This window comes from Planococcus sp. ANT_H30 (assembly GCF_008369335.1).
GTDB lineage: Bacteria > Bacillota > Bacilli > Bacillales_A > Planococcaceae > Planococcus > Planococcus kocurii.
In genome coordinates, this window is record NZ_VOBJ01000003.1 from 119,803 (window position 1) to 146,147 (window position 26,345).

Genomic DNA, 26,345 nt, shown 5'->3' on the forward strand with positions numbered 1-26,345 from the left:
GCTGGGATTTTCCCAGCCGCTTTTCATCTTGTTATTTTCCTACCATGTTCTCTGGTTTTACCCATTCGTCAAACTGATCAGCAGTCAAATGTCCACTGTTTACGGCAGATTCTTTTAATGTCGTACCTTCTTTATGTGCTTGTTTAGCAATGGCAGCTGCATTTTCATAACCGATATGCGGGTTCAATGCTGTCACCAACATTAATGAATTGCTGACGTGGTTTTGGATAACATCCAAATTAGCTTCGATGCCTACTGCACAATGATCATTAAAGCTGATCAAGCTGTCCGTTAGAAGACGCACAGACTGCAAGAAGTTGTAAGCGATAACTGGCTTGAAAACATTCAATTCAAAGTTCCCTTGACTTGCCGAAAAGCCGATGGTTGCATCATTACCCATGACTTGAGCTGCAACCATCGTTAATGCTTCACTTTGTGTTGGGTTTACTTTACCTGGCATAATCGAGCTACCCGGCTCGTTTGCAGGAATCGTGATTTCGCCGATTCCGCTACGTGGACCGCTTGCCAACCAACGTACGTCGTTGGCAATTTTCATTGCGTCTGCAGCTAATGCTTTAATCGCCCCGTGCGTGTAAACCATTTCGTCATGGCTTGTTAATGCATGGAATTTGTTTTCTGCAGAAGTAAAGTTAGTACCTACTGCTTCGCTAATGAATTCAGCAACTGAAGGGCCAAATGTTGGATCAGCGTTAATGCCTGTCCCTACTGCAGTTCCTCCGATTGCCAATTCGCGCATATACTCAACGCTTTCACGAATCATGCGTTCGCTTTTCTCAAGCATATGTCTCCAACCGCTGATTTCTTGTCCAAGCGTTAGTGGTGTTGCATCCTGTAAATGAGTGCGCCCGATTTTGATCACTTCGTCAAACTTCTTCGCCTTTTCATCCAATGTTGCTTTCAGCTTTTGAACAGCAGGTACAAGGTTTTCTGTTACAGCTAAAACGCCTGCAACGTGCATAGCCGTTGGATACGTATCGTTAGAGCTTTGAGACATGTTCACATCATCATTGGGATGAAGTTTTTCAGCTGAATTTTGTTCTGCTAAAATTTCATTTCCGCGACGAGCAAGAACTTCGTTCATGTTCATATTCGACTGCGTACCGCTGCCTGTCTGCCATACCACTAATGGGAAATGCTCGTTCCACTTGCCTTCAATGACTTCGTTTGCAGCAAGTTCAACAGCTTTCATCTTAGCTTCTGACAATTTCCCAAGTTTATGGTTTGCTTTAGCTGTTGCTTTTTTCAACTGGGCAAAAGCCATAACCACTTCATGCGGCATACGCTCTGTACCGATTGCAAAGTTTTGTACACTGCGCTGCGTTTGCGCGCCCCACATTTTATCTGCTTCAACTTGAATTTCACCAATGGTATCTTTTTCTGTACGATATTGCATTCCATTCACTCCAATTCTGTTGTCTATGACTTCTTCTCTTCTATTATAACCACATTTGGCCGCCAAAAAGCGACCTTTCGAGTTAAAAGTCGCTGGTTTTGCTACTGAAAAATTCTTCTATAATTGCTTCATCAGAATGCGGAATATATTTTCCTTTCACGATTTGCGCTCCGTTGATTGAGCCACTGGATAGCAGTACTAAATCATCCGGTCCACTTTCTTGAAGAGCTGCTAGAACCGCCTCACGCCTCGACTCCGCTGTCACTACGCGTTGCTTGTAAGGCACTGTAAAGCCTTTTAACACCGCATCAATTACTAAGCTGGGCTCATGAGAACCAGGATGATCCACAGTTACCACAAGAACATCCGCTTTGCCTTCAGCTGCTTTGGCCATCTTCGGCATTTTCGAAAAATCCCGTATACCAATACCTGCGATAAGTGCAATCAGTCGATTATGCGATAATTTCTTAACTTCTTGCAAGACGGCCGACAAGGCGACAGGTGTATGGGCATAATCCAAGATGATTTTCCGATTTTCAGGACCTTGGATTACTTGAAAGCGCCCTTCCACTTGAGACATCTTCGGCAAAACCGCCAAAATCTCTTCTATACGGACGCCCGATAAAAGAGCCGCACCAATCGCCGCCGTTAAATTGGCCGCATTGTATTCGCCGAAAAGAGGTACGTGAATTGGCCAACACTCCTCTTCATAATATAAATCAAATTTCAAGCCCGTGTCTGAAGATTCACAAGCCACCCAAATCAAATCGGCACTAGAATCCATTTGGTTGCTGTATGTTAAATGAGGATAGTGAACAACCTCCAAAATCTCTTTAGCCATGCCTTCGTCATCCATGTTGATTACAGCCGCTTTAGATTGTTTAAACAACATTAATTTGGATTGAAGGTAATGATCAAATGTCTTATGATATTCCAAATGCTCTTCCGAAATGTTGGTATGAATCGCTACATCAAAATGAATCCCTTCGACGCGTTTTTGATCTAATGCAATAGAAGTGACTTCCATTGCTACTGCACGATCTTTTTCCAATACAAAACGCGCAAAAATTTTATGGAGATCAGAAGAAATTGGCGTCGTGGGAGTGCTTTTAAAAAAAGGAATCTTGCCATCCGTTCTTAAAATTCCGGTCGTCCCGATAAATCCACTGGAAATGCCAAGAAGATTGAACAAATCGTAGACATAAGTAGCTGTAGTTGTTTTACCATTAGTTCCCGTAACAGCAACCTTGATTAAATCTTCTTGAGGCGAGTGATAAAAAAAATCAGACATATAGGCAAGTGCCAGCCGAACGTCCGCAACTACCGCGAAAGATAGATTGGGTTGTTTTTTTGCATGTTCAGTTAGTAACAGTTTATCGGATCCTATAATTGTTGTGGCTCCTCCAGCAATGGCCTCGTTGATATATAAATGTCCATCTGTGTGTTCGCCAAGCACGCAAAAGAAAGCACAACCTGGAGTAACTAATGTGGAATTGTACTCAATCGAGCTGATTGTTGATTTTTCAGGTCCAAATTGCATAAGGATCGGAAAAGAAGGAATCGTGCAAAGTTGTATATCCATTAAAAGGCTCCTCAAGGAAAATTCAAGTCAAATACCTATGGTTTCACAGGGATATGTATCATTATTCTATCATTTCCGTCTTGCATCGCAAACAGTTTTAATTTAACTTTTCTGAAATGAAGTTATTTTCTATTATTTCACAGAAATCAAAAAAGCCTTTACTCAAAACAATTCGAGTAAAGGTTTTTCTACTTTTTACACTTCTATTTTCTTTGCAGGTTGCTCTTTTTCAGCCAGTTCATACCGTAGCTGTTCAATTGTTTGTGCATACTCCGATTTCCCTGTTAAGTTCTCCAACATTTCTCGCACATCAATTCCGGAAGATTCTTTTAGCGTTTCTTGCAATGTGGACATTAAGTTGGTTGCATACGAAGTTACTTTATTGGCACCGCCACCTTCACCGCTACCCGTATCCACAACCGTAATCTTATCAATATTGGCGAGTGGGCTAGCGATTTCTCGGGCATATTCCGGTAACATTTTGACAATCATATCTAGTGTCGCTGCCTGGCCATACATTTCAAAAGCTTCAGCAATTTTCCGTTTCGCTTCAGCTTCTGCTAACCCACGTAAACGGATGATGTCCGCTTCTGATTCTCCTTGCGCGCGCTGGGAATCTGCTCGCGCTTGGCCATCTAAGCGAATTTTCTCTGCATCGGCTTTTGCCATTGCTTCCACGCGGTATTTCTGGGCGTCTGCATCTGCCAATTGCTTAGACTTTTCTGCTTCTGCCGCTTGTTCAACCGAATAGCGGTCCGCATCTGCTTTTTTCTTTACTTCAGAATCGTATTGTCGTTCACGACGCTGAATTTCTTTTTCTTCTAATTCAATCTGTTTTTGTCGTTCGATAATTTGAATTTGCATCTCCTGTTCGACAACTTCCTGCTTGGCTTTTGCCGTTTCAAGTTCGTACGCTTGATCGGCACGAGCTTTTGCAATATCTTGCTCCCGTCGATATTCAGCTACTTTTAGCAAATTTTCTTTTTCTGCTTCGGCAATTTCTGTCGCCCGTTCAATTTCAGCACGCTGAGCATCTTTCCCTGCTTCAGCACGTTTAATGCGCGTCTGCATTTCAGACTCTGCTGTTGAAATATCGGCATCTCGTTTTACTTGGGCGATTCGTGCTTTCCCCAACGAATCCAAATAACCGTTTTTATCTCGAACGTCTTTGATTGTAAACGAAACGATAATAAGGCCCATTTTTGCTAAGTCATGCGACGCGACACGCTGCACTTCTTGTGAAAACTTATCGCGGTTTTTATAAATCTCTTCAACTGTCATTGAACCAAGTATCGAACGTAAATGACCTTCTAGCACTTCTTTTGCTTCGTTTTCTCGGTCTTCTTTTGATTTTCCAAGGAATTGCTCAGCAGCTGTTGCTATTTCTGAGATAGAGCCGCCGATTTTAATGATTGCAGTTCCATCCGCCATAACCGGCACGCCTTGCTCTGTGTAAACTTCAGGTGTTGTTACTTCCAACTTGCTAGACAATAAGCTCAAAGGAGCCGCTTGCTGGAATACCGGTAACAGGAACGTACCTCCTCCGCGTATAATCTTGATTCGATTTCCTGAATCGTCGGTATGCACATTCTTCGACCCCAAATAACTACCTGTCACAATCAGCGCTTCATCCGGCCCTACAGTCTTGTATTTAGTAATATAAACTCCGACAATCGCCAATAAAACAAAGCCAGCAACTCCCAATGCGATCAAGCCCATCTCCATTTCAAATCCCCCTAGCCATTTTTGTTTTCTTTCCAAAATTTACTGGCACGTAAGCTCGAACGTATAAAGTGCCGTCATTTACTTCAACAATCAGTACTTTCTCGTCTTGACCAATGGCTTCATTGTCATAGCCCGCTGCACGCTTTGAAATCATTCCCGCGTAGGTTTCTAGGACTACTTCGCCGTAACCATCGACAGGAATTGGAGTGATGACATTGGCCACTTGACCAAGTAACGAATCTTCTGAATAAGCAATAGATGATTCGGCAGAAGACAATGGCAATAAAATAAAAAAATAAAGTAAAAGATCTAATAACACTGCCGCTACTACAGCAATTCCTAATACTGACCATTCGTCAAATGTGGTCGCCGTTTCTAACAAAAAGCCGATTGCGGAGCCCATCGTCACAAATGCAAGAATCACAATTGGATTAAACACCGGAAATCCTTCTCCAAATTCGGCGACTTCGCCAAAAAAGACACATAAAACAGTTAATGCACCGGCTGCAAGCAGAATGTACATATAGAGTTGTTCCATCGGAAAACCAAAAACCTCCATTCCAAAACCTCCCATTCAAGTAAAATGATTTCCACATTACTTAGTAGTACGAATAATACAGGAAGAAGTTTCAGAATCATTTGAAATACACAAAAAAACCCGTCCTTTTTACAGAACGGGTTTTGCAAACTGAAGTTCATAGAAGCCGTGCACTAGCTGAAAATCAATGCCTACGTATCCTTCGTCAAGCAATTGTTGTTGCTTTTTCAGATCATCTAACTTTACCGTGACATGGCTGGTATAGTGAGCGACTGGGTTTTCTAAATCTTTCACCAGGATATAGCGAACCAATCCTGCATACTTTTCTTTTAAGGCAGCTATATACATTACCTGTGTAAACTTGTCTTTCAAACTTGGAATATTCATTGGCGCAACCGTACAGCAAATATAGCGAAACTCATCTTCAAGATTAGGCAATTCTTTCATGATAACTTCGGCCAATTTTTGCTGCAAGCGGTTACCGCGGTATTCGGGCAGCACCACAGAGATTTCTTGGTAAATCACTTTCGGCAACTCCTCTGGTGATAGACCAATATCCCATCCCAAATGCTCTTCGTCAATTTCTGGAATTAGTAATGCCCTAAAACCAATCAACTCATTCTCGACAAATGCCCCTATCAGCAAACCTTTCTGATTGAGGATAAACAAGAACTCTTCGGTAGTTAAAGCTTGTAGCGTAGCCTTTTCGGAAAGCGATTCCATTACTTTTGCTTGAACCTGTTCGATCACAGGTAAATCTTCCAAGTATAGGCGCTTCATTGAAAAAGGAAGTTTTTTATGAAGCACTTGGTTTGTTATTGTGCCTTCATGCAGCAACTTCATTAGCCATTCCCCTCCATCTATTTAGATAGCTTTAGAATACCACTTCCACCTGTTAACGTCTGCACATTTTCTTATTAACCCATTGAGCAGAAAATTTTTCTAGAAATCTGAAATAGACGTTGTGGCTTTCTCTTTTAAAAATTCGTCAATATCTTGTTGATTGCGCAAAAAAAAGACGCTGTTCTGAGGACTTTCTTCTATAAACTGTGCTAGCCGTTTTCTCATTTTTACTTTTCTCGCACGATACGTAGAAATAATAAACGTAAAAAATCCTCTATCTAGTTTTTCTGGACAGCCACTTGCCATATCCGGGCGATTTTTTCCGTGGTACATGATTCTTCGCTTAACTACACGATACAGACAAACAGCAAGAGGACGCTCCAAATAGATGATTGTATCTGCTCGTTTCCGACGAATGTCATAGGTGGTCGAGTAGTTGCCTTCAATAATCCAGCATTGCTGGTCAACTAAGTTCTTTTGATTTTCACTAAATTCTTCATGACTGCTTTCCACCCACCCCGGCTTCCAAAAATACGTATCTAAGTGATAGACGGGTATTGCTAATTGTTCAGCCAACCTTCTTGCAAAGCTTGATTTGCCAACACCAGATGAAACACCGAGCACTATAATTCTCTCCATACTGCACCCTCCTCACTACTTTTTTCTTTGGCTTTTCATTATCATACACAAGGAATCTAGACTGTAGCAAAAAGAATATTTCATAATCACTTGCAATATATGTAACCCCGTGTTATTCTAAGGAAGAATTATTTTTGTTCGGATAACTTTTTACGAAGTGTCAGATGTTCATCTGCAAGATTTGAGCAAGGATAGTAATACAATGTATGCTCACGCATACGAGGAGGAAATACACATGGAACAAGGTAAAGTAAAATGGTTTAACTCAGAAAAAGGATTTGGCTTCATCGAACGCGAAGGCGGCGACGATGTATTCGTACATTTCTCTGCAATCCAAAGCGAAGGCTTTAAATCACTTGACGAAGGTCAAGAAGTAACGTTTGATATCGAGCAAGGCCAACGCGGTCTTCAAGCTACTAACGTTCAAAAAGCTTAATTTAACTTATCAATGAACTCTTCTTCGGAAGAGTTCATTTTTTATTATTATTTTTTAAAGGGGCTGTCCCACAAGGTCATGAACAATGACGTTTTGGGACAGCCCCTTTTGCATACAATCCAAAAAAACAGTCGAAGAAAAGAGTCTCTTTTTCTTCGACTGTTTTATATGAAAGACTTACAGGATATTCTTTTTTTAATTCAACCAAAAATAAAGTTGAAAGATCCCAAAAATTAAAATGCTTAATCCAACTGTGCTGAAAACGATTCCAAGCACCAACTTTTTTCCAGTCATCTCTTCACTCCTTTTCAATCTTCAACTCTTCAATGGTTTTGATGATGTCGCGCGCTCCCGAGTTTTTATTCGATAAGACTGTTAACACGCTCGCTTCTTCCGGGTAAAATGCTGAATGAAAACTGACACCAGGATCATAGCCCATAATATGGTATTTTGAAACACTATTCGCACGGCCTTGAATCCAGATTCCGTAGCCATAATCCCCGTTTTCTCCAGATGCATGAACTTGAAGCATTGCGCTCAGTATTTCTCTGCTCAACAAGGTTCCATCCATCAAACACTTCCAAAAATTCGCCATATCGCCTGCAGTGACGTATGCTCCACCGTCAGCGCCTCCACGGATTGGTAGGGCGTATTGATTGGTACGCCAAAAATCCGCTTCTTCTACATAGCCAATAGCCGTGTGAGCGGGCAATCGGTCCAAATAGAAGTAACCTGAACGCTTCATCTGTGCAGGAGCAAAAATCCGTTCTTCTACGACTTCAGCAAATTCTTGGCCAGTAACTTTTTCAATAATCAAACCAAGTGCAATAAATCCCGCATTGTTGTAGTGAAACCTTTCACCAGGCTCAAACATCGCGGGCAAATTTTTAAATAAAGGAATAAAATCTGAAGCAGTTTGCATCAAATACATCGGTTGTTTCTTCCATAAGTCCTCGAAAGCACCTTCTATCTGTTCATCAAAATAATCGGGCATACCCGATGTATGCGTCAATAATTGATGAATGGTGACGTCGAATTGCGGAAAATCGTGCGGCAGCAATTCAGATAATGTATTGCTGAAATCGAGCTTTCCTTCGCCCACCAATTGACACACCACAACAGCGGTAAACAGTTTGCTGCCAGAAGCTATACCGAACCTTGTATCCACGGCATTTGACCGTTCATCAGCACGATTGGCAAAGCCTCTTGCGGCTGTCCACATTTGCTCTTTTTGTAGATAAACGACACCTGAAAAATCGATTTCTTCCATCTTGCCCATAATCGGGTTGTCCGGCTTTTCTTGCTGGAATCGCCCTTCCTCTGTCATGCTAATTTGACGACCATCACGCAATTCGATTGCTAACGGATGGGTTTCACTTTTTTGTTTAGAGAAATACCAAGTGCGTTTTGGTGCTACGAGAATGATAAAGGCATGCCCGCTTCCGAGAAAGTTCAACGACTTCGCATCAATGCCTTTGTTACCACGAACCGGAATGTCCATTTGCTCGATTAGCTCACCAACTTCTTCAACATACGGCGTAGTCATGCTTACTTCGCTAATATCGAGCAGAGAGTCTACTGTAAAATTACCCATACGATCAACGCTACGCCGCGCAATAAATTCGACGACGTTACCCGCAGGATCTTGAAAATAAAATGCATCTGCATCAAAATTAGCGTAGAACACTTCGTCCATGCCTTCTTGACGATTTAAAGTGACCCGTTCACTGGCCCAGTGTTTAGCAAGCGTATACTGATTGCCTGGTATGTTCAGTGCAAAGTGATAGATAGCTGGTCTTTCTGATTCCTGAAAAACTAATTGAGATTCCCCAATTGACAAAGTAAAGCTCGTTTCATTTTCTTCAACAATTCGAAAGCCTAATTGATATTCATAGAATCCTTTCATATCCACTAACTGATTTGTGTATAAGGTCACTTTTTTGAACATGTTCTCACCCCTTCTCTTTAGCATACCGAAAAACCTAATTTTTTACCTCTAATTTGCCATAAAAAAGAAGAGCACAAGGCTCTTCTTTTTTGCGGCTGACTGAATACCTAAAGCGTGGTTAGTTGTTTATCGTATAACGAAGCCTAATCATATCCCGACATTCGATACCATTTTCAAAAATAGGTTCCGGATAATTCCGTCTGAAAAAATCTGAATCGATGGCATGGAAGCGAAATCCACATTTTTGATAAAATGCAAGCTGGTCCATACTTGAATTACCCGTTCCAATTTCCACAAACTGAAAACCACGGTGTAGCGCTTCTGCTAAAGCATGCTGCAAAAGCCTCCGCCCATAGCCTTGGCCGCGGAAACTTTCCGCCACTGCTAGATTCTTGATTTCAATGGTGCTATCCGATAGAACGAGCAGAACGCACACGCCAATCACGGAACCTTCTTGTTCTCCAATCATGCACCAGCCAACTGCACAATAGGCACGAACCAATCTTTCTGAAGGATCCGCTTCTAGCAATAACTCCATCGGCAGCGGTTCATGAGCCTGCAGTAGACGGAATTCCATTATTTCTTTTCTTTAAAGCCTTGATCGATTAGGTAGTCTTCAGCATTATCAAAAGTCCCGAAGCTTTCTTCTAAGTTTTTACCTGTGTAGATATTCCAGAAAGGCTCTTCGTAAACCAAGTCTAGTTTCTCATTATCGCGGTTCATCCACGTCTTGTCGTATGGCGGTTCCGGCTCTAAAGAAAGGTAATCCAAGGAATCTGCTAATATGCTGCGCAGTGCCTTTTCAGAAAAATCACGAACATTAACAAAGCCTTTTTTGTCAGCATCGTAATGCGGCAAGTTGCCGACATAAACAAAACCATTGCCTGTTGGATGCAAATGATAAACAGCAATTTTCTTGTCGTATAGGCTTTCTTCATAATGAAAGTTCACGCGCTTCATCGACACGTCTTTTCTTGTTAGTCCCGGAAAAGATTCAATGATTTCTAATTTTTGTTCAAATGTTAACAATCTCATTACCTCGTTTCTTAGTTTCACTTTGCTCATCAAAAATCTTAGAAAGATCTAAGACATAAATCCACTTTCTTCTCATGAAGCCTGCAGACATATATAGTTACACCTATACATTTTTAATTACCACTCAGTATAACACGCTGAGCGTAATCCTACATCCATAGAAAAAAGCTGCGCGAACGCAGCTTTTGTTTTAGCAACACTAAGACTTACTTAATTACTTTTTCTTGCCAAACGGCCACCAAACTCCGCGGTCAAAGGATACTGAAATCGCGGGTATTAACAATGGCAAGACAATCAGTCCGTACAATAATAATCCTGTAATAACTATTGTCGCGATTTGTACGAGACTCAAAACACCAGACGGCATCATGGCACCGAACGTACCTGCAAGGATGATGGCAGCTGTAATAATGACTGTCCCCATCTTCGCCATTGATGTACGCATTGCGTCGCGAACCGTAACACCATTCGAGGATTCTTCACGGAAACGGTCGAGTAAGAAAATTGAATAGTCGACTCCTAACGCCACTAACATAACAAAACCAAAGAATGGTACTGCCCAGCTAATTCCGTCAAAGCCGAGACCATTGACAAAGATCAATTCCGCAATGGAAATTGATGTGTAATACGTCAACAATAAAGATCCGATCATATATAACGGCATAATCAATGAACGGAACAAAATGGCTAGGACAACAAACAAGCTGATTAACATGATAATGACTGTATTCGTAAAGTCACTAGATGAAACTTCTTCTAAGTCACTATTGATGCTCGAAATTCCGCTAAATGCGATTTCCGCGTCTTCAAGCGGCGTTCCTGCCACCGTACGTGCTACTGTTTCTTTAATTTCAGCCGTAATATCAATTGCTTCATGAGAGTAAGGATCTTCTGATAAGATGACTTCCATCATCATTCCTGTGCCATCTGCAAAAGAATAGCGATCCAATACTTGCTCAAAGTCTTCGCCTTCGAGTGTTCCTTCTGGAATGAATAAGCCGGTGTCACGCACCGATTCACTATCACTCATTTCTTGCATCATGTCGACTGCTTCTGTTAAACCAGTTTCAATTTCAGCAAGTCCAGCGTTTGAAGCGCCAACACCTTCTGCTAACTGTGTTAATCCTGCACTAAGTTCGGCAGTTTGACCAGCTGCTCCAGCCAAGCCTTGTTGAATCTCTGTTAATCCTCCACTGATTTGCGTTAACGCACCGACAGTTTGAGGAATATTGCCTGTTAACTGAAGTCCTTGTGACACTTGACCTAGTTGTTGATTGATCTGACCAAGCCCTGCAGCTGCCTCAGTCAAGCCTGCGGAATTTCCCGCTTGTTCGCTAATAGCCGTTAGATTGGTTTGAACTTCTGTCAGCCCTGTTTGTACTTCACCAAGTCCATCACGCGCTTCACCAAGTCCATCAGCCAATAAGCCAAGTTGCTCGTCTACGTAAAGTTCGTCAATTACCTCACCGGTAGGGCGAGTAATCGATCGTACTGTTTCAACGCCATCAATTTTTTCAATCTCTGCACTTAATGATTCAAAATAAGGAACAGTTGATCGTTCTGTTAACGAATCAGCTGATTTGATAATGACTTGAACTGGCAATGAATCCCCTTTGCCAAAGCCTTCTTCAATTGCACGCAAGCCTTTCACCGACTCATATTCCGAACCGATTTCGTCCACCGTGTTAAACGATAAAGAATTATCGTACGTAAATAATAACGGGACTGTGATCAAAGCCACTACTAGCATTGACAGCAATGGTCGGTTAATCGACAGTTTACTCATAGTGATCCAGAGCTTACTATCGCTATGAGAAGCAGATTTTTTCGCTGGCCAGAATAATTTTTCTTTCAGTAAAGACATGAAAAACGGAACAATCGTGTACAGCACAAGTAATAGAACAAATATACCAACCGCAACCGCTACTGCTGATTTGAAGATTGGAAATTCAGCAAAGCCAATGGCGAAAAATCCGATAAATACAGCAATTCCACTAATCAACAAAGTTCTTCCGGCTGTTTTATACGTATTAATAATGGATTGTTCCACACCGTGTCCAGCCGATAATTCCTCTTTGTAGCGGCTCAACAACAAAATACAGTAATCTGTTCCGATACCGAATAAAATCGCTACGAGGAATATTTGTGTATAGTTAGAAACCGGAAATCCGAACCAGTCGATGAAAAATGCCACAATCGATTGACTCAATAAATACGAGATTCCGACTGCCACAAGTGGAATGAACGGTGTCACAATCGAGCGGAACACTGCCAGCAATAAACCAAAAATCAAAACAACCGTAATGATTTCTGTACGCTTCAAGCCTTCTTGTGCGCTAATATTGACATCATTACCAATGATTGCTTCGCCTGTTATATAAGCAGTCAAATCTTTAGGAATGATGGTTTCTCTAATTGTATCAGCAACTGCGTTTACTTCTTCGTTCGTACCATCAACCATAATCGGCATTAAAACCGTTTGCCCATCTTCTGAAATCAATTGTTCTTCCAACTCTTTACTTTCAACAGGATTTAATACACTGGTGATGGGCTCACCTAATGCTTCGATGTCCGTCACCATTTGTTCCAGTGTTTGTCGAGCGGCATCTGTTATCTTATTTTCTAATGGAATAACAAGCGAAATGGTTTGTTCCGCAGCATCCGCGTCGCTCAAAATTTTTGAAGCAAGTTGCGATGATGCTTCATCCGATAATTGAAACGATCCTGCATCTTCTGCTTGTTTTGTTAAGTTCGGTGCCAATAAGAACAAGACCACCGTCAATACAATTAAGCCTATCGTAATTGGCCATTTAAATTTTAATACATTGTGCACGTATTACACCCCATCCATTTTTATAATTGTTTTTAGTTTTCGGAAAATCGTCAGAAACTGGTCTATTTCTTCGTCTGCAATGTTCTCAGACATCAACTTCTCAATGTAATCTGTTAGCACTTGATCCAACTCCAAAATAAGTGCTTGCCCCTTATCTGTCAGTTCCAACAACTTCTCGCGTTTATCTGCAGTTTGAACAACTTGAATTACTTCTTTTTGCAACAACTTTTTAATACGACTGGATATTGCACTTTTGTGCACAGCTTGCAGCACAGCCAGTCTCGATGAAGTAATCTGCTGTTCTGTACCAATCAGCTTTAACATCTGGATTTGCTCAGGTGAATATTCTTTCCACAAAGGGTGATCGACCGACTTAATCACTCGCTCTGTTCCATAAACCAGCACTTCCTGAAAAAGATCAACCGCTTCTTTTATTCGTCCATCCAAAATAGTTTACCCCCTCAACCATTATTAATAGTTTAGGGGGTAAACCTTTTAGCGTCAAGGCAGATATTCTATTCTATAGAAAAAACCTGTGAACAAAGTTCACAGGTTCGCATTATTCAATATCACGCGTAGCAGTGTTACGAATTTCATTGCGCCTTGCATAAACATTTTTGGCAATGGTTTTGATAACCGCGTATACCGGGATCGCTAAAATGATTCCCCATAAACCAGCAATGTTTCCTGCTGCAAGGATTAATGTAATGACCGTCAATGGATGAACGTCCAGTGATTTACCCATCACGTTCGGTGTGATGAAATTACTTTCAACTTGCTGTGCAATGAGCATAATGATGGCTACATAAACGGCCATAATCGGTTCTTGCACAAGGGCAATGAGTATTGCCGGAATAACCGCAATGTAAGGCCCTAAAAATGGAATGACGTTCGTTGCCATACCGATTAAAGCTAATAGCAGTGCATAGTCTAAACCGATGATCAAATAACCAATTAATAGCATGAGACCAACGAGGAAGCTGACAAACAATTGACCTTGGATATAGGCTTGTAAGGTATCATCGATATCCTGTAAAGTTTTACGAACCCATCTTTTGCGCTCTCCAGAAAAAAAGCCCGAAATAAATGGTACAAATTTCTTATGGTCGACCAAGAGATAGACTAAGAAAAAGGGCACTAAGACTAAAGTGATGACACCTGAGACGAAGCTACCGATAAAGGACACAATCCATCCACCAATATCACCAAGACGGTCACCGATTTGGCTCGTCATCCCGGTTAACTGCTCTTCAATGGAATCCGGAAGACGTTCTCGCTGATCAAATACATATTGGCTGGATTCTTCAACGCTCTGTATAATTTCAGGTGCATTGTCTACCAGTGCATTGATTTGACCTGTAACAATTGGACCAATCATGATATAAAACAAATAAAAGACTAAAACAATCGACAACAGAACGGTAAGAACTGCAGCCCATTTCGGAAATTTTCGCTTTATCAGAAAATGCAAAACCGGTCTTGTCAGATAAAATAAGACGCCTCCCAACAATAACGGCACAAAAATCGTCCCTGCTATAATGAATAAAGGTTCGAAGATCCCTTGTACTTCAATAAATAATCGAATAATGACTAAAGTCAAGATAATTCCTACACCTACTTGAAACCAAAGCTTGTTCGTCAAGCATTCCACTCCCTTTCTTTCAATAGTATACCCAGTTTACCATGAAAATATGGTATTATATTTTTTATGTTGTTTTGAAATTGTTGCTCTAAAAACACCACCAACAGATAAAATAAACACACGAATCAATGGAGGAATTATTTCAATGGATCAACTATGGCTTACACTCAAATTTCTGCTTCTCGGCCTTTTCCAAGGTCTTACGGAACCGATTCCCATCTCCTCAAGTGGACACTTACTAATTGCACAGTATTTTTTAGATGTTCAAATTGAAGGAAGTGTGTCAACTTTCGCTTTGCTAGTCAATAGCGCATCACTTATTGCCGTCTTGATTATTTACCGTGAGGACGTTCAACGTCTCGTTGTTAACGGTTTAAAATACTTTACGGTAAAAAATACCGACACCAAAAGGGATTTCATGTTTATTGTTTACTTGGTGGTCGCGACCATCCCTGCTGCAATCATCGGCCTGTTATTTCAAGATGCGATTGATGACAAACTTTCAACCATCGTGACAGTTGGCTTGACCTTAGTTGTTACGGGCTTTGGCCTTTGGTGGATTCGCAATATGCGTGGTCAGCGAAAAGATGGCAATATGACGATGAAAGACGCAGTTATTATTGGCGGCGCGCAAGCAGTAGCACTGATTCCGGGAATTAGCCGCAGTGGCGCCACAATTGTCGCGGCGATGGCCCGTGGCATCAATCAAGAAACAGCTTTGCGTTTTTCTTTCTTATTGTTTATCCCGATTAGTTTAGGTGGTGCTGTTTTAAGCATTACCGATATCATGAAAGACGACAACTTAGCTGCTATGGCCATTCCTTACATCATGGCTTTTCTGGGTTCTCTAGTTGCTTCGTATTTTTCACTAAAGTGGTTCATGAACATTATGGCAAAAGGTCAATTAAAGTATTTTGCTATTTATTGTTTTATCGTCGGCCCACTAGTTGTTTTCGCTTGGTTTTTATTAAATTAACAGAACAGGCAGGCTGTCAACATTGACAGCCTGCCTTTACTTTATCGATCGAAAAAATTTGCTGTATAATAAGGCTGATTTTCTGAGTTAAATGCCGTTCCTACTCCTAAATACCTAAACTCCGGTTTAAGAATGTTTTCACGGTGACCTATGGAATTCATTAATCCTTCATGTGCAAAAACACCGCTGTATTGACCATATGCCAAATTTTCACCGGCCACAAAAAACTCAATCCCGTCTTCATTCATTCGATCAAAAGGCGATTGACCTGCCAGATTTGTGTGGCTAAAATATTGGTTTTCTGCCATATCATCGCTATGCTTCCGAGCCGTTATCATTGTCTGCTCATCCCATGTCAGCAGCGGTAAGTTTCGTTGAATACGAGCTGAATTGGTTAATTCAAAAAGTAAGTATTCATAGCCCTCTTTTAATTTTTCATTAGGCTCTGCATAAATTTCGGGACGTTTTTTCTCAAGTTCCTCATGAACGACTTGTACAGCAGTTACGGTATCTTCTTCATGGATATCGTAAAAAATTGTCGTGTACGTATTGTCGGTTTTAAAAACATCGTATTCTTCCCGGGTATCCAGTATATATTGAACATTTCCTTTTTGAAGACTTTTTAATGGCGTGCCAAGTAAAGAACGGACATCCGATTTAGTAGAAGACATCGTAATGCCTTCCTTTGAGGAAAATAAATCTTGGTTGGTAAACATGCCATTCACTTTGTCATTTTGGTCATAAGACAATAACACATAATTTTGATAATCCTGATGGTAGCTGTGCCAATCCGTTCCGTATTCATTGCGCATTAAGCGAAGCGGCAACCCGACCTTTTCTTGAGCTTCTTTTTTGTCCATACCAAGTGTGACATTATGAACAGCAATCAAAGAATCCGTCTCAACAAGTTCAGGCTTTGCTACAGCCTCCGGCAATTCAACCGAACTCGAAACAATTAGTGACTGCAACTCGGTACCCATGCGGGATGTGAAATTTTTGGCTTCTTCAAAAGCCTGTGATACTTCTGGATGTTCAACAATATTTTCAACTGTACGATCGACAGAATCTAAAAAACTCAAATCGACATATTCCCCAACAGGTTCTTCCCAAATCGGGCGTGCAAAAAAAACCGCCAGCAACACAACAATCAACCAAAACAGTTTCCGCATATGCATCACCTCTTACTCTTCATTTTACTGGCAAACCTATTAGCAACAAAGCAAAAAGCCTTTAGACACCGAAAAGCGCAAGCGCCCATGTAGATTCGACGGGCATAAGACGGACGCTTTCCGCGGGCACGGAAAGCAGCCACCCTTATGTTCCTTCCCCCTGCTCATTTCTTTGAAAAAACAGAAAAAGGATTGACTACAAATAAGAAAACGCGCGGCTGGAAAAAAAAAAAAAAACTGCCGAGGTTTCTCGACAGCCTGAAGGTGCCATCACAAGTGATGACACCTTCTTACATACTTATACTTCTTCTGTTATTGCCGTTTTTTTAGGTGAACTAAATAGTAACGTAAAGGACAGTCCAAGCACGAACGTCACCAAGCTAGCGATTAATGTAGTCAAGTCGCTCGAAAACCCAGGAAACACAACAAACAAAGAACCTAAGATCAGGCCAATAATTGCTGCGTAAGTCACATAAGTAAAATGCGCTAACAAGTACTGAATGGCTTTACTGCTGACAATAAAGCCAACAATCACACCGGCTCCAATAGCCAAAGCGATTGGAATATTCAAAGTGGAGAGCGCATTGATAGCTGTCGAATAGACACCAAGTAGCAACAGAATGAACGAACCACTGATACCTGGCAATAGCATAGCCATACTCGCCAACCAACCTGAGAAAAACAGTAAAAAGAAAACAGGTAAAGTCAGCGACGTAATAGGTGCCAGATTTTCTTCTGTCGGGATAAAAGCTGTAACTGCCAAGGCAGTTCCGATTACACCCAACACAATCAAATGTCTAGCAGTAAAGTTCTTTTTGACTTCTGCTTGCTTCATGATATACGGGATAACGCCGATGATCAGCCCCATAAAGAAAAACTGAGTCGCTTCGTAATAATGCTCTAATACATACTCAATAACACGACTGAATACTAGCAGTGTAATGACAATTCCTATGCCAAGAGGCACTAAAAAACCTAAATATTTTTTCCAATCACGGCTGAAAAATCCACTGATTGACTCTAGTAATCGGTCATAAATCCCTAAAATAAACGCAATTGTGCCTCCGCTGACTCCTGGGATCAAATCACTGATGCCCATTAAGATGCCGCGGTATATATTCTTCCATTCCATTCGTCTAATCTCCTCGTCTTCAAATAACTTTTATTAGTATAGCATGGGTGAATTGGAAACTCGAGTATCACTTTGACCAGTTCACTCTACAAACCTGATTCGTTTAAAATTGTTTCTGCTTCTTCTATAATAGCTCTAACAATGTCCACGGTGGCCATTTCCTTATGCAGGCCTCTAGTAGATTGTCCTGCCCATAATGACATAAATTCTGGATTGTTAGATTTTGCAGCCGCTGAACGAATATCTTTTGTGAATGTGTTTTGAGAAGGAAATGGCAATGGCTCTATACCGCTTTGTTCAAATTCTCGTATAAAGCGATTTTTAATCGCGCGTGCGGGTCGCCCAGAAAAGCTTTTAGTTATAATTGTGCTTTCCTCGTCACTTTCAACTATCGCTTTTTTATGTGCTGGATGTGCTCCAGATTCTTTAGCGCTAACGAAACGAGTACCGATTTGAACTCCTTGAGCCCCGAGAACTAGTGAAGCGATAAGGCCACGTCCATCCACAATACCTCCTGCTGCAATGACTGGAATTCCAACCGCATCTGCAACCTGTGGAACTAAAGACAGCGTACCCACCTGTGCACCTGACGGATGAGTAGCAAGAGAAAACGTACCGCGGTGACCTCCCGCTTCACTTCCTTGCGCTACGACAATGTCTGCTCCACAACTCTCTGCCTGTTTTGCTTCTTCTACGGTCGTAACCATCACTATAATTTTGACCCTTCGCGCTTTAGCCACCGCCATCTGTTCAGCAGATAAACAACCAAAAGCTGTGCTGATAATGGGTACTCCTTCTTCAATACAAATAGCAAACTGTTCTTCGCTCCAATTAGGTGACGAATAAGTTGACTGGAGGTTGCCAATAGCTAGTTCTGAAAAGAAAGGATTTAATACTTTTTGCACTTCTGCTAACCGGCTAAAATCATCTTTTACTGGGGCTGCAAAAATATTAACACCAAACGACTTGTCAGTTTTCGATTGAATTTCTTTGATAGCTTGTCGCATTGCGTTCGGGGCCATATACGCAGCCCCTAAAGTGCCGAGTCCCCCTGCATTACTAACTCCAACAACAAGTTCAACAGTTGTCGTTCCCCCCGCCATACCGGCTTGAATAAGAGGGTAATCGATTTTAAGCAATTGACAAATTTCTGTTTTCAATAAAATCACAGATAGTCCCCGCCTCTCATTTGATTGCATGTTGCTAATGCTCTCAGTATCTCGTAAACAGCAATATACAGCAACAAGGAACTTTTTTACGAGATGCAACGTTTGGTATAGTAAGCAAACACAAAAGGCGGGATTTACTATGAAGGGATTCCTTTCATTTTTAGGCATCACTTTAATTGTTGGAGCATGTGGATTAATTCTCTTAACTTTTTACGGCAATCCTTTAGAAAAAGCGATCAGCCAAGAAAGTATGTACGCATATACCGAAACACGTGAGAATCGTGTTCCTGAGATACCTGAAGAAAATCAACTAACATCAAAAATTCCTGTGCAAGCAGCATTTACTACTACAGCCTATACCTCATTAGACAATAGTTGCATCATGGTTTCTCAGGATTAGTAAAAAGGGGCTGCCGCAAAAGATCATGAACAATGATTTTTTACGCGCAGTCCCTTTTGCATGTGACAGCATGACAGCAAAGCTTAAAGCGAAAATAAATTGATGATACAAGTTTCAGGCAAACGCAAAACTGACGGGGAAAGCGTGTTCGTTTATTGAGGGCAATTGATCGTTCGGTAAATTTCACCTGTGTGACCTCGAAAAAGTACAAACCGAGTTTAAGCTTGTGGCATTGGCCCACAAGCTTCTGAAAGTAGCTGACACCCATAACTACTTTCTATATTCTCGACGGCAATTCAAAAAGCAGGCGGAGAAAAAGGAACTCTTTTTCTCCGCCTGTCTTATTTTAGAGATTTATGGGACAGTCCTTTTTACTGCAATCAAACAACTAAACGAATACTATTTCCTGATGGATCTTTAACTTCCCAATACTCATCCCGTTTGATTATTTCTGTTCCTCGTGAGCATAAGTTTTCGATTGCTTTATCACGATTTTCCTTCTCCATTATTAATGTATAGTAATTCAACCCGGCTTCTTTCTCAGGTAACGCTGGAATTCCTTCACCATTCCAGATATTCAACCCAATATGATGATGGTATTTTTGATCTGCGACAAATAACGCTTGCCGTCCTAACCTCGAAACGACTTCAAGCCCTAATCCTTCTGTATAGAAGTTTTTAGCTTCTGTTAAATTCGAAACATGTAAATGAATATGACCCATAACCGTTTCAGCGGGTAGTCCACACCAAAGCATAGGAGATTTCTGAGCTTCCTCAATTAAACCTTGTGCATCAATTGGTTCTACCGCCATCGATACTTCCTCATTACTCCAATTCCAATGATCTGGTGTACGGTCTCTATAAATTTCGATGCCATTGCCTTCTGGGTCTGATATATATAACGCTTCACTAACTAAATGATCAGACGAACCTAATTCAATTCCTTGTTGATGAAGGTGCACAAGAATTTTCCCTAGTGCTTGTCGAGTCGGCAATAAAATAGCTAGATGATACAGCCCAGTGTAACGACCTTGTTTCGATGTAATCCCTTCAATTACTTCAAGTCTAACCAATACATTACCGCCAGCACCCAGTGCTACTAAATGCGGTTCTTCGGAAATCACTTCAAATCCAATTACCTCTGTGTAAAACTCTTTCATTTTCTTTATATCGACTACTTTCAATCCGATTTCACCTACATGTGTAACAGGCTTGTTATGAAAATTCATTGCTTTTACCTCTCTTTTCAATTAGTTACTTTATGTAACTAACTATATTTTAAATACTTAATTACGTCAAGTAATTAAATTCTTTTAAAATAGTTGGCATTTATGCTACTATGTTAGAAAAGGAGTGATGAGCATGGATACTTCCATCATCTGCCCTCGTTTCGAGACAGCTATTTCCCTGCTCAGTCAACGCTGGACTGGGCTGATTATTTACCAACTACTTTCTGGATCCCAACGTTTTAGCGAATTAACCGAGATCATTGGTATCAGTGGACGGCTGTTATCTGAACGACTGAAAAGCTTGGAAGCACAAGGCTTAATTACACGCACAGTTTATCCTGAGACGCCTGTACGGATTGAATATGCTTTAACCGAAAAAGGACGGTCGTTACAACCCGTTATGGATGAAATTCAAAATTGGTCGCAAGTATGGATAGATCCTACTGAAAAAAGCAACGAATAATTTTGTGGATCATTAGCAAAAGAGCTTATCCGAAAATCGGATAAGCTCTTCTTTTTATTCGATAGAACTTGCTACTTTTTCTCTCGTAGTCGAATAGCCTCCCTCAAATCGTTCAATTGTTTCATTTTTGAGCCAGTAAGTAACAGGAAATAGCTTATCTAAAAAATAACGATCATGTGAAACTGCAATAATCGTTCCTGAAAAATCACTCAACGACTCTTCCATCACTTCTTTTGCTTCTAGATCTAAATGATTTGTCGGTTCGTCTAAAATTAGTAGATTATGATGTTGATGCATCAGCTGTGCGAGTCGCAACCTCATTCGCTCTCCACCGCTAAGCTGTCGCACCGGTTGAAATACCATATTGCCAAAAAACAAAAATTGAGCGAGCATTGGACGTGCATCGTATTCCGAAACAGCAATTGCTTCACGAAATTCTTCTATAACGGTTCTATCATTATCCATCTCTAATGTGTGTTGAGATAAATAGCCGATTGATAGGTTACTTCCTAACTTTACATCTCCGGCATCAGCTGACTCTTTCCCAACCATCATGTTTAGCAATGTCGTTTTTCCTGTCCCATTTGAGCCAACAATCGCTACTCGTTCTCCGTAACGGATATGCATTGCAATGTCTTGAAACAGCATACGCTCTCCAAATTCTTTCCACACTCCATCCAGATGCACAACATCCTTGCCACTACGTCCGTCTATTTTCAAATTTAATGCCATCTGTTTTTTCGATAACAGAGGACGGTCGAGAACTTCAATTCGGTGTAACGCTTTTTCCATGCTTTTCGCTTGCCGATGCATACCTGCATTAGGCGGATTTGCTCGATTGGCCCATTCTTTCAATCGTTTGATTGCCTCTTTCATCTTTTGAATTTTCTTTTGCTGGTCTTGATATTGCTGAAACTCTACTAATAAGCGAGCTTCCCGTTCTTTTACATAGTTCGAATAATTTCCTGTGTATTGAATCAACTCACCTTGTTCCAATTCCCAAATGTGCGTAACCGTTTCATCCAAAAAATAGCGGTCGTGAGATACAAGGACAATCGTTCCTTTATAATGGCTAATAAATGAACCGAGCCATTCAATCGCGTCTAAATCTAAATGATTTGTCGGCTCGTCGAGCAAGAGCAAATCTGGTTTTTGCAAAAGTAACTTTGCCAACCCCACTTTCGTTTTTTCTCCGCCGCTTAACTGTCCCCATTGTGCAAATTTTAACGACTTAATCTTTAACCCGTTTAACACTTGGTCGATTCTCATGTCGATGTCGTAACCACCGCGTTGAATAAAATCATCTTGCATCGCTCCGTAACGAAGAAGAATACGCTCCACTTCATCGGGATCGACAGTTTCCATCTGCTTTTCCATCTTCGTTAACTGCTCCTGCAAAGCATTTAACGCTAAAAACACAGCTTTTAATAATTGTTCTACCGTTTGCTCTGGCTGCTCATCAGGGGATTGTTCTAACAGACCGATCTTACTGCCTTTTTTCCACGTCACGACTCCTTCAGTTGGCTGTAAGGTTCCCGCGAGTACATTTAATAACGTTGACTTTCCTTCTCCGTTTCTTCCGACAAGTCCAATGCGTTGACCTTCTGAGACTTCTCCTTTTATATGATTGAATATTTTTTGCGTTGCAAAATGGCACATTACTTGTTGAAACTGGCTAATAATCATTATGCTCTTCCTTCCTAATGAAGAGACATGCACACAAAAAGGCACGCCAAGAGGCATGCCTTTGTCAAAATCCGATTGTAGGCAGATATCTCTTACTGGTAGTATTCACTCGATTTTGTTGGCTGAAAAAAGACAGATTTCTCCCGTCCAGCTACTCCAGTGAAAGTAACGCCATGAAGAATGTAGAGATATTCTTGACATTCTGTCATGCGCTTACCAGTTTGATTCATCTTACCCACCTCCTTAATGTATTGTTATCATCATACAATTTCATATCCAATTCGTCAACAATTCGTCAGAATATTCTTCCTTCAACTGAATTCATTGAAAGAAGTAGGGATAACTCTTAAGAAACGGGGTAATGATAATTAACAGCGGTTTCTCAGAAAGGTGGTCAGAATATGTCTATGTATTCCAGATTAACTTTTGATAATGACACCCGAAAAGTAGAAAAAGCTTTAAAAAAGTACGAAGACAAAAAAACGGAAGCTTTGGTTTTACTTGCAGAAATTGACATGCTCGAGAAGATGGAAGATGTCCAAGATGCGGAACTGTGGAAACGACAATCCATGAAGGAAAAGCTTGTTGCTGTAGAACGTCAGCGAAGGGACTTAGTAGAATTGGTTACAGATTACGTAGAAAAACATGGAAACCAAGACCTTTACGTTTATACGGAGTTGCTGCAAGAGCTAGAAAGAGATAAAGCAAAATAAAACCACAGCGGGGCTATTGCCTCGCTGTGGTTTTATTTTTTCCCGGATGTAGTTCGACCAATAGACTGTAGAATATCTCCCATCCACCCTTTTCGCTTTAGATAAAGATAAAGGACAAAGGTAGTACCAATAATCACAACTATCGACATGATATAGCCTATCTGCCATTTTAACTCCGGCATGTTCTCAAAATTCATTCCCCAAAGAGCTCCCCATGCCATAACCGGCGTGAATAAAGTAGTTAGCACCGTTAACGTTTTCATAATTTCATTGCCTCGGTAATTAGCTACTACATTTTCGATATCAACCATGTTATTCACTTCATCTTCATACGCGTTAACGAGCATAACACAGCGATCAATCCGATCAGCCGTGCGTTGGTATTCGACTTCTTCTGCAACTTTTTTACCGAAAGTTTCTTTAATCGCCATTTTAATTTCTTGAAATCCCATAATTAAATGTTTCCACAATAAAATTTCATGCCGAATATTCTCAATTTCTCCTAAGGTTTTCTTATTATTTTCTTCTTTGATTGCCCATAGTAAATCATGCAAACGTTCCTCAAAACTATCTATTTTATGTAAGATGGAAGCAACCATTTCTCCAAGAATAATATTCATTATTTCTATAGTAGAAGTGGCGTTTTCCATTTGACGCAAAATTTCATCTTTCTCCAAATCAGCATCTTGTTCAAAATCAATTTTATTCGTGACGAAGACCTCTTCTGATAAGTAAAAGTGAAAAACTTCACGTGAATCCTTGGATTTTGCGCTTTGTCGGTAAATCAATGATCCCCATAGTGCTTCTTGGCCACGATCCACCGTGTGAGTATGAAGTATATTAACAGCCGTCTTTTTCGACTGGTCGATCCAATTGTGCATTTTTTTATTTTTAGGAAGAAATTTACGGAAATTATAATCTTCAACGCCGTCTTCCTCATGCCAAATTGCATGTTTAAACGTATATTGCGGCATTGCTATGTCCCCTTCCTATTCAATACGATGCAAAAAGCAAGCCAGTACATGGCTTGCTTACTCTTTTTGCGGTGTATGATCTCTGTATTTTTCATTTGAGTTTTCTTCGTATTCCAAATCTCTGTTTGGCATCGGGTCCATTTCCTTTTCAGGCGGCATATTTCGAAGTGGCTCAACTTCTGGAATCAGTCTTTCGCCTTCTTTTTTTCCCTGGTCGTTCTTCACCCAAAACACCTCCTTGGATTGTTGTTATACCATAATTACCCGTTTTGATTTTTTATAATCCAAGAAAATCAATTGATCAATGCACTGCTAAAGATTCGATCAGCGCTGCGTCATCCGGATAAGCCAGCTCTAATTCTCGTAGTTCAGCTATAGATTTCCAAGCTACATCTGTAATCCACTCATCTTCAGCGTGAAGTACGATTTCGCCACCCGTTACTTTCACTTTAAAATAAGTAACTTCAAACGATACGGCCGAGTCCTCGTATTCACCAGTTCTAGCATCCAATTTCTCTATAATTTGAACCGTCAATCCGGTTTCTTCAAAGAATTCACGCATGCAGCATTGTTCTGCCGTTTCCTTGCCTTCAATACCGCCTGCTGGTACCGTCCATTTCTTTTCCTCACCAGGTATGCCTTGTAATACTAATAATACTTCGTTTTTTTCGTTGACACAGACACCTGCTGCGCCTTTCCAATTTGACATTTTCATGTAATCTCTCCTAAAGTCTATTTCGATTTGAGCAGTTTCTTGTCCTCTAAAAGAAGTACTATGCTGCCAGTTGTTTTTACCGTACCACATATTTCAGCGCGCTAGACGAGCTTATGCAAATAATTTTAGACAAAACAAAACGACTTACTCTAGTAAGCCGTTTTGTTGGGTATATTACTCTGCCTTTTTTCGATGTTCCTGCTCTAATACGATTCCATGAGTTGCCTCTGGTAATCCCAAATCTCCAGAAAATCCATTTGCTCTGTAAAAGGCATCTGCAGCAGAAGAATCTGTCCGAACAACAAGCTCATGGAAATGTCCTTTTGCATCTTCAATAATTTTCTGTAATAGTTTTGTGCCAATCCCTTGTCTGCGAGCATTCGTAGAAATATAGAACCTCCGCAGTCTCCCTACACTTTCTTTACTGGAATAAGGATCACGGTTTAATCCACCGATAGCTACCAAATGATCCTGGTGATCCCATACTCCATATAACACTTCGGCGGTTTTATTGAATGTATTGCTCCCATCTTCGTACTGATCGACAAGTCTTCTTAGAAAACGATAGCCTTCTGCTTCACTTTCTTCCACTAGTTTTGAGACATCCATTGCTTTTAAGTCTTGGATTTCTTTGATTTCTACTGTCATGTCGCATCCTCCTCATTATGGATATTCACTTTCCACTTCCGAATTCTCTGACGATTCCCTGCTCTTTCAGTGTATAGCAGATATAGTTTAATTGCCATTAAATATCAGAATTTTCATTCAACGAAAATAAGGACTGTCCCAAAAGCCATGAAAAGTGACTTTTAAGGGGCAGCCTCTTTGTACATTTATGAGAAAGGGCAAATGTCCATTCCCATCAGCTATTTTAAACCTAAATCAGGAGACAAAAACCGTCCATTTCTGTAAAATGAAAATTCCTATCCCCGCCTTACAGAAAGGCCCATTTTATGTGAAATTCGAAGATGACTTCCCCAAAGGACAGCACGGAAAAGTATTGATGGACGTCCTCTTTGAACAGATAACGCAAAATTGACCGAGAAAGTGTGTTCAGTCCTATCAAAGGCAATCGGTTGTTCCG

General features: G+C 40.8%; 27 protein-coding genes and 1 pseudogene. 5 read left to right on the forward strand and 23 right to left on the reverse strand.

Translation table 11 applies throughout. From position 1 onward, the window contains the following. Positions 1 to 31: 31 nt before the first annotated feature. The 6 genes from fumC to FQ085_RS09050 all read right to left on the reverse strand — a co-directional run bounded on the left by fumC (position 32) and on the right by FQ085_RS09050 (position 6,741). The gene (gene fumC, locus FQ085_RS09025) at positions 32 to 1,414 is read right to left on the reverse strand and encodes a class II fumarate hydratase (RefSeq protein WP_058386475.1); all 1,383 of its coding nucleotides are present in this window, start codon (positions 1,412 to 1,414) and stop codon (positions 32 to 34) included. 82 nt (positions 1,415 to 1,496) lie between these two features. Next, positions 1,497 to 2,996 (reverse strand): UDP-N-acetylmuramoyl-L-alanyl-D-glutamate--2,6-diaminopimelate ligase, encoded by a 1,500-nt coding sequence (locus FQ085_RS09030; RefSeq protein WP_149456422.1) that lies wholly within the window; start codon positions 2,994 to 2,996, stop codon positions 1,497 to 1,499. A 195-nt stretch (positions 2,997 to 3,191) separates the two neighbouring features. After that, positions 3,192 to 4,721 (reverse strand): flotillin lipid rafts scaffold protein FloT, encoded by a 1,530-nt coding sequence (gene floT / locus FQ085_RS09035; RefSeq protein WP_058386477.1) that lies wholly within the window; start codon positions 4,719 to 4,721, stop codon positions 3,192 to 3,194. Between the two features lies 1 nt (position 4,722). Next, entirely contained in the window at positions 4,723 to 5,280 is a 558-nt protein-coding gene (locus tag FQ085_RS09040) for an NfeD family membrane protein (RefSeq protein WP_149456423.1), read from the reverse strand. 108 nt (positions 5,281 to 5,388) lie between these two features. Beyond that, positions 5,389 to 6,102, reverse strand: coding sequence for a hypothetical protein (locus FQ085_RS09045; RefSeq protein WP_058386479.1), 714 nt, complete (start codon positions 6,100 to 6,102; stop codon positions 5,389 to 5,391). Between the two features lie 99 nt (positions 6,103 to 6,201). Continuing rightward, the gene (locus tag FQ085_RS09050; protein ID WP_058386480.1) at positions 6,202 to 6,741 is read right to left on the reverse strand and encodes a P-loop NTPase family protein; all 540 of its coding nucleotides are present in this window, start codon (positions 6,739 to 6,741) and stop codon (positions 6,202 to 6,204) included. Positions 6,742 to 6,976: 235 nt separating this feature from the next. Between FQ085_RS09050 and FQ085_RS09055 the strand changes: the two genes are divergently transcribed. Further along, positions 6,977 to 7,177 (forward strand): cold-shock protein, encoded by a 201-nt coding sequence (locus tag FQ085_RS09055; protein WP_006830093.1) that lies wholly within the window; start codon positions 6,977 to 6,979, stop codon positions 7,175 to 7,177. A 298-nt stretch (positions 7,178 to 7,475) separates the two neighbouring features. Here the strand turns inward: FQ085_RS09055 and FQ085_RS18445 are convergent, their stop codons facing one another. The 7 genes and pseudogenes from FQ085_RS18445 to FQ085_RS09085 all read right to left on the reverse strand — a co-directional run bounded on the left by FQ085_RS18445 (position 7,476) and on the right by FQ085_RS09085 (position 14,635). Further along, positions 7,476 to 8,456, reverse strand: coding sequence for a serine hydrolase domain-containing protein (locus FQ085_RS18445; RefSeq protein ID WP_410477396.1), 981 nt, complete (start codon positions 8,454 to 8,456; stop codon positions 7,476 to 7,478). 135 nt (positions 8,457 to 8,591) lie between these two features. Then, a pseudogene (locus FQ085_RS18450) lies at positions 8,592 to 9,149 on the reverse strand (serine hydrolase); the annotation flags it as partial. A 94-nt stretch (positions 9,150 to 9,243) separates the two neighbouring features. Continuing rightward, a complete protein-coding gene (locus tag FQ085_RS09065; protein WP_149456425.1) occupies positions 9,244 to 9,702 on the reverse strand; it encodes a GNAT family N-acetyltransferase in 459 nt (152 codons plus the stop codon). Further along, positions 9,702 to 10,154, reverse strand: a complete 453-nt coding sequence (locus FQ085_RS09070; protein ID WP_149456426.1) for a hypothetical protein — start codon at positions 10,152 to 10,154, stop codon at positions 9,702 to 9,704. The genes FQ085_RS09065 and FQ085_RS09070 overlap by 1 nt, the downstream gene beginning before the upstream one ends. A gap of 220 nt (positions 10,155 to 10,374) precedes the next feature. Next, positions 10,375 to 12,993, reverse strand: coding sequence for an MMPL family transporter (locus FQ085_RS09075; RefSeq protein ID WP_149456427.1), 2,619 nt, complete (start codon positions 12,991 to 12,993; stop codon positions 10,375 to 10,377). Between the two features lie 3 nt (positions 12,994 to 12,996). Further along, positions 12,997 to 13,440: a MarR family winged helix-turn-helix transcriptional regulator gene (locus tag FQ085_RS09080; RefSeq protein WP_058386484.1), complete on the reverse strand. Its 444-nt coding sequence runs from the start codon at positions 13,438 to 13,440 to the stop codon at positions 12,997 to 12,999. A 112-nt stretch (positions 13,441 to 13,552) separates the two neighbouring features. Next, a complete protein-coding gene (locus FQ085_RS09085; RefSeq protein WP_149456428.1) occupies positions 13,553 to 14,635 on the reverse strand; it encodes an AI-2E family transporter in 1,083 nt (360 codons plus the stop codon). Between the two features lie 145 nt (positions 14,636 to 14,780). Between FQ085_RS09085 and FQ085_RS09090 the strand changes: the two genes are divergently transcribed. After that, complete coding sequence (locus FQ085_RS09090) at positions 14,781 to 15,611, forward strand: undecaprenyl-diphosphate phosphatase (RefSeq protein WP_149456429.1); 831 nt, start codon at positions 14,781 to 14,783, stop codon at positions 15,609 to 15,611. A gap of 41 nt (positions 15,612 to 15,652) precedes the next feature. Here the strand turns inward: FQ085_RS09090 and FQ085_RS09095 are convergent, their stop codons facing one another. The 3 genes from FQ085_RS09095 to FQ085_RS09105 all read right to left on the reverse strand — a co-directional run bounded on the left by FQ085_RS09095 (position 15,653) and on the right by FQ085_RS09105 (position 19,081). Continuing rightward, the gene (locus tag FQ085_RS09095) at positions 15,653 to 16,780 is read right to left on the reverse strand and encodes a CAP domain-containing protein (RefSeq protein WP_149456430.1); all 1,128 of its coding nucleotides are present in this window, start codon (positions 16,778 to 16,780) and stop codon (positions 15,653 to 15,655) included. A gap of 298 nt (positions 16,781 to 17,078) precedes the next feature. Next, complete coding sequence (locus tag FQ085_RS09100; RefSeq protein ID WP_058386488.1) at positions 17,079 to 17,912, reverse strand: DUF368 domain-containing protein; 834 nt, start codon at positions 17,910 to 17,912, stop codon at positions 17,079 to 17,081. A gap of 86 nt (positions 17,913 to 17,998) precedes the next feature. Further along, positions 17,999 to 19,081 carry an NAD(P)H-dependent flavin oxidoreductase gene (locus tag FQ085_RS09105; RefSeq protein ID WP_149456431.1) on the reverse strand — a complete coding sequence of 361 codons (1,083 nt, stop codon included), beginning with the start codon at positions 19,079 to 19,081 and terminating at the stop codon, positions 17,999 to 18,001. 139 nt (positions 19,082 to 19,220) lie between these two features. Here FQ085_RS09105 and FQ085_RS09110 point away from each other — a divergent pair, with 139 nt between their 5' ends. After that, a complete protein-coding gene (locus tag FQ085_RS09110; protein ID WP_058386490.1) occupies positions 19,221 to 19,481 on the forward strand; it encodes a hypothetical protein in 261 nt (86 codons plus the stop codon). A gap of 380 nt (positions 19,482 to 19,861) precedes the next feature. On the opposite strand, the gene FQ085_RS09115 is transcribed toward FQ085_RS09110, so the two are convergent. After that, positions 19,862 to 20,710: a VOC family protein gene (locus tag FQ085_RS09115; protein WP_058386491.1), complete on the reverse strand. Its 849-nt coding sequence runs from the start codon at positions 20,708 to 20,710 to the stop codon at positions 19,862 to 19,864. A 133-nt stretch (positions 20,711 to 20,843) separates the two neighbouring features. Between FQ085_RS09115 and FQ085_RS09120 the strand changes: the two genes are divergently transcribed. Next, on the forward strand, positions 20,844 to 21,173 hold the full coding sequence (locus FQ085_RS09120; RefSeq protein ID WP_058386492.1) for a winged helix-turn-helix transcriptional regulator: 330 nt from the start codon (positions 20,844 to 20,846) through the stop codon (positions 21,171 to 21,173). Positions 21,174 to 21,227: 54 nt separating this feature from the next. Here the strand turns inward: FQ085_RS09120 and abc-f are convergent, their stop codons facing one another. Both abc-f and FQ085_RS18040 read right to left on the reverse strand, forming a co-directional pair. Then, on the reverse strand, positions 21,228 to 22,859 hold the full coding sequence (gene abc-f / locus FQ085_RS09125) for a ribosomal protection-like ABC-F family protein (protein ID WP_058386493.1): 1,632 nt from the start codon (positions 22,857 to 22,859) through the stop codon (positions 21,228 to 21,230). A 92-nt stretch (positions 22,860 to 22,951) separates the two neighbouring features. Further along, positions 22,952 to 23,089: a hypothetical protein gene (locus tag FQ085_RS18040; protein WP_156423932.1), complete on the reverse strand. Its 138-nt coding sequence runs from the start codon at positions 23,087 to 23,089 to the stop codon at positions 22,952 to 22,954. 171 nt (positions 23,090 to 23,260) lie between these two features. Here FQ085_RS18040 and FQ085_RS09130 point away from each other — a divergent pair, with 171 nt between their 5' ends. Continuing rightward, on the forward strand, positions 23,261 to 23,572 hold the full coding sequence (locus FQ085_RS09130) for a hypothetical protein (RefSeq protein WP_058386494.1): 312 nt from the start codon (positions 23,261 to 23,263) through the stop codon (positions 23,570 to 23,572). Positions 23,573 to 23,604: 32 nt separating this feature from the next. Here FQ085_RS09130 and FQ085_RS09135 read toward each other — a convergent pair whose 3' ends face one another. The 4 genes from FQ085_RS09135 to FQ085_RS09145 form a co-directional block, all read right to left on the reverse strand. Continuing rightward, positions 23,605 to 24,546, reverse strand: coding sequence for a magnesium transporter CorA family protein (locus FQ085_RS09135; RefSeq protein WP_058386495.1), 942 nt, complete (start codon positions 24,544 to 24,546; stop codon positions 23,605 to 23,607). A 57-nt stretch (positions 24,547 to 24,603) separates the two neighbouring features. Then, positions 24,604 to 24,771, reverse strand: coding sequence for a hypothetical protein (locus FQ085_RS18045; protein WP_169793166.1), 168 nt, complete (start codon positions 24,769 to 24,771; stop codon positions 24,604 to 24,606). A gap of 76 nt (positions 24,772 to 24,847) precedes the next feature. Then, entirely contained in the window at positions 24,848 to 25,261 is a 414-nt protein-coding gene (locus tag FQ085_RS09140) for an NUDIX hydrolase (protein ID WP_316833999.1), read from the reverse strand. A gap of 174 nt (positions 25,262 to 25,435) precedes the next feature. Beyond that, complete coding sequence (locus tag FQ085_RS09145) at positions 25,436 to 25,909, reverse strand: GNAT family N-acetyltransferase (RefSeq protein ID WP_058386496.1); 474 nt, start codon at positions 25,907 to 25,909, stop codon at positions 25,436 to 25,438. Positions 25,910 to 26,345: the final 436 nt, after the last annotated feature.

Coding starts and splice junctions, on each gene's coding strand:
- fumC (WP_058386475.1), bottom strand. CDS start 1,414: ATGCAATATCGTACAGAAAAAGATACCATTGGTGAAATTCAAGTTGAA.
- FQ085_RS09030 (WP_149456422.1), bottom strand. CDS start 2,996: ATGGATATACAACTTTGCACGATTCCTTCTTTTCCGATCCTTATGCAA.
- floT (WP_058386477.1), bottom strand. CDS start 4,721: ATGGAGATGGGCTTGATCGCATTGGGAGTTGCTGGCTTTGTTTTATTG.
- FQ085_RS09040 (WP_149456423.1), bottom strand. CDS start 5,280: ATGGAGGTTTTTGGTTTTCCGATGGAACAACTCTATATGTACATTCTG.
- FQ085_RS09045 (WP_058386479.1), bottom strand. CDS start 6,102: ATGAAGTTGCTGCATGAAGGCACAATAACAAACCAAGTGCTTCATAAA.
- FQ085_RS09050 (WP_058386480.1), bottom strand. CDS start 6,741: ATGGAGAGAATTATAGTGCTCGGTGTTTCATCTGGTGTTGGCAAATCA.
- FQ085_RS09055 (WP_006830093.1), top strand. CDS start 6,977: ATGGAACAAGGTAAAGTAAAATGGTTTAACTCAGAAAAAGGATTTGGC.
- FQ085_RS18445 (WP_410477396.1), bottom strand. CDS start 8,456: ATGGGCAAGATGGAAGAAATCGATTTTTCAGGTGTCGTTTATCTACAA.
- FQ085_RS09065 (WP_149456425.1), bottom strand. CDS start 9,702: ATGGAATTCCGTCTACTGCAGGCTCATGAACCGCTGCCGATGGAGTTA.
- FQ085_RS09090 (WP_149456429.1), top strand. CDS start 14,781: ATGGATCAACTATGGCTTACACTCAAATTTCTGCTTCTCGGCCTTTTC.
- FQ085_RS09095 (WP_149456430.1), bottom strand. CDS start 16,780: ATGCGGAAACTGTTTTGGTTGATTGTTGTGTTGCTGGCGGTTTTTTTT.
- FQ085_RS09100 (WP_058386488.1), bottom strand. CDS start 17,912: ATGGAATGGAAGAATATATACCGCGGCATCTTAATGGGCATCAGTGAT.
- FQ085_RS09110 (WP_058386490.1), top strand. CDS start 19,221: ATGAAGGGATTCCTTTCATTTTTAGGCATCACTTTAATTGTTGGAGCA.
- FQ085_RS09115 (WP_058386491.1), bottom strand. CDS start 20,710: ATGAATTTTCATAACAAGCCTGTTACACATGTAGGTGAAATCGGATTG.
- FQ085_RS09120 (WP_058386492.1), top strand. CDS start 20,844: ATGGATACTTCCATCATCTGCCCTCGTTTCGAGACAGCTATTTCCCTG.
- abc-f (WP_058386493.1), bottom strand. CDS start 22,859: ATGATTATTAGCCAGTTTCAACAAGTAATGTGCCATTTTGCAACGCAA.
- FQ085_RS18040 (WP_156423932.1), bottom strand. CDS start 23,089: ATGAATCAAACTGGTAAGCGCATGACAGAATGTCAAGAATATCTCTAC.
- FQ085_RS09130 (WP_058386494.1), top strand. CDS start 23,261: ATGTCTATGTATTCCAGATTAACTTTTGATAATGACACCCGAAAAGTA.
- FQ085_RS09135 (WP_058386495.1), bottom strand. CDS start 24,546: ATGCCGCAATATACGTTTAAACATGCAATTTGGCATGAGGAAGACGGC.
- FQ085_RS09140 (WP_316833999.1), bottom strand. CDS start 25,261: ATGAAAATGTCAAATTGGAAAGGCGCAGCAGGTGTCTGTGTCAACGAA.
- FQ085_RS09145 (WP_058386496.1), bottom strand. CDS start 25,909: ATGACAGTAGAAATCAAAGAAATCCAAGACTTAAAAGCAATGGATGTC.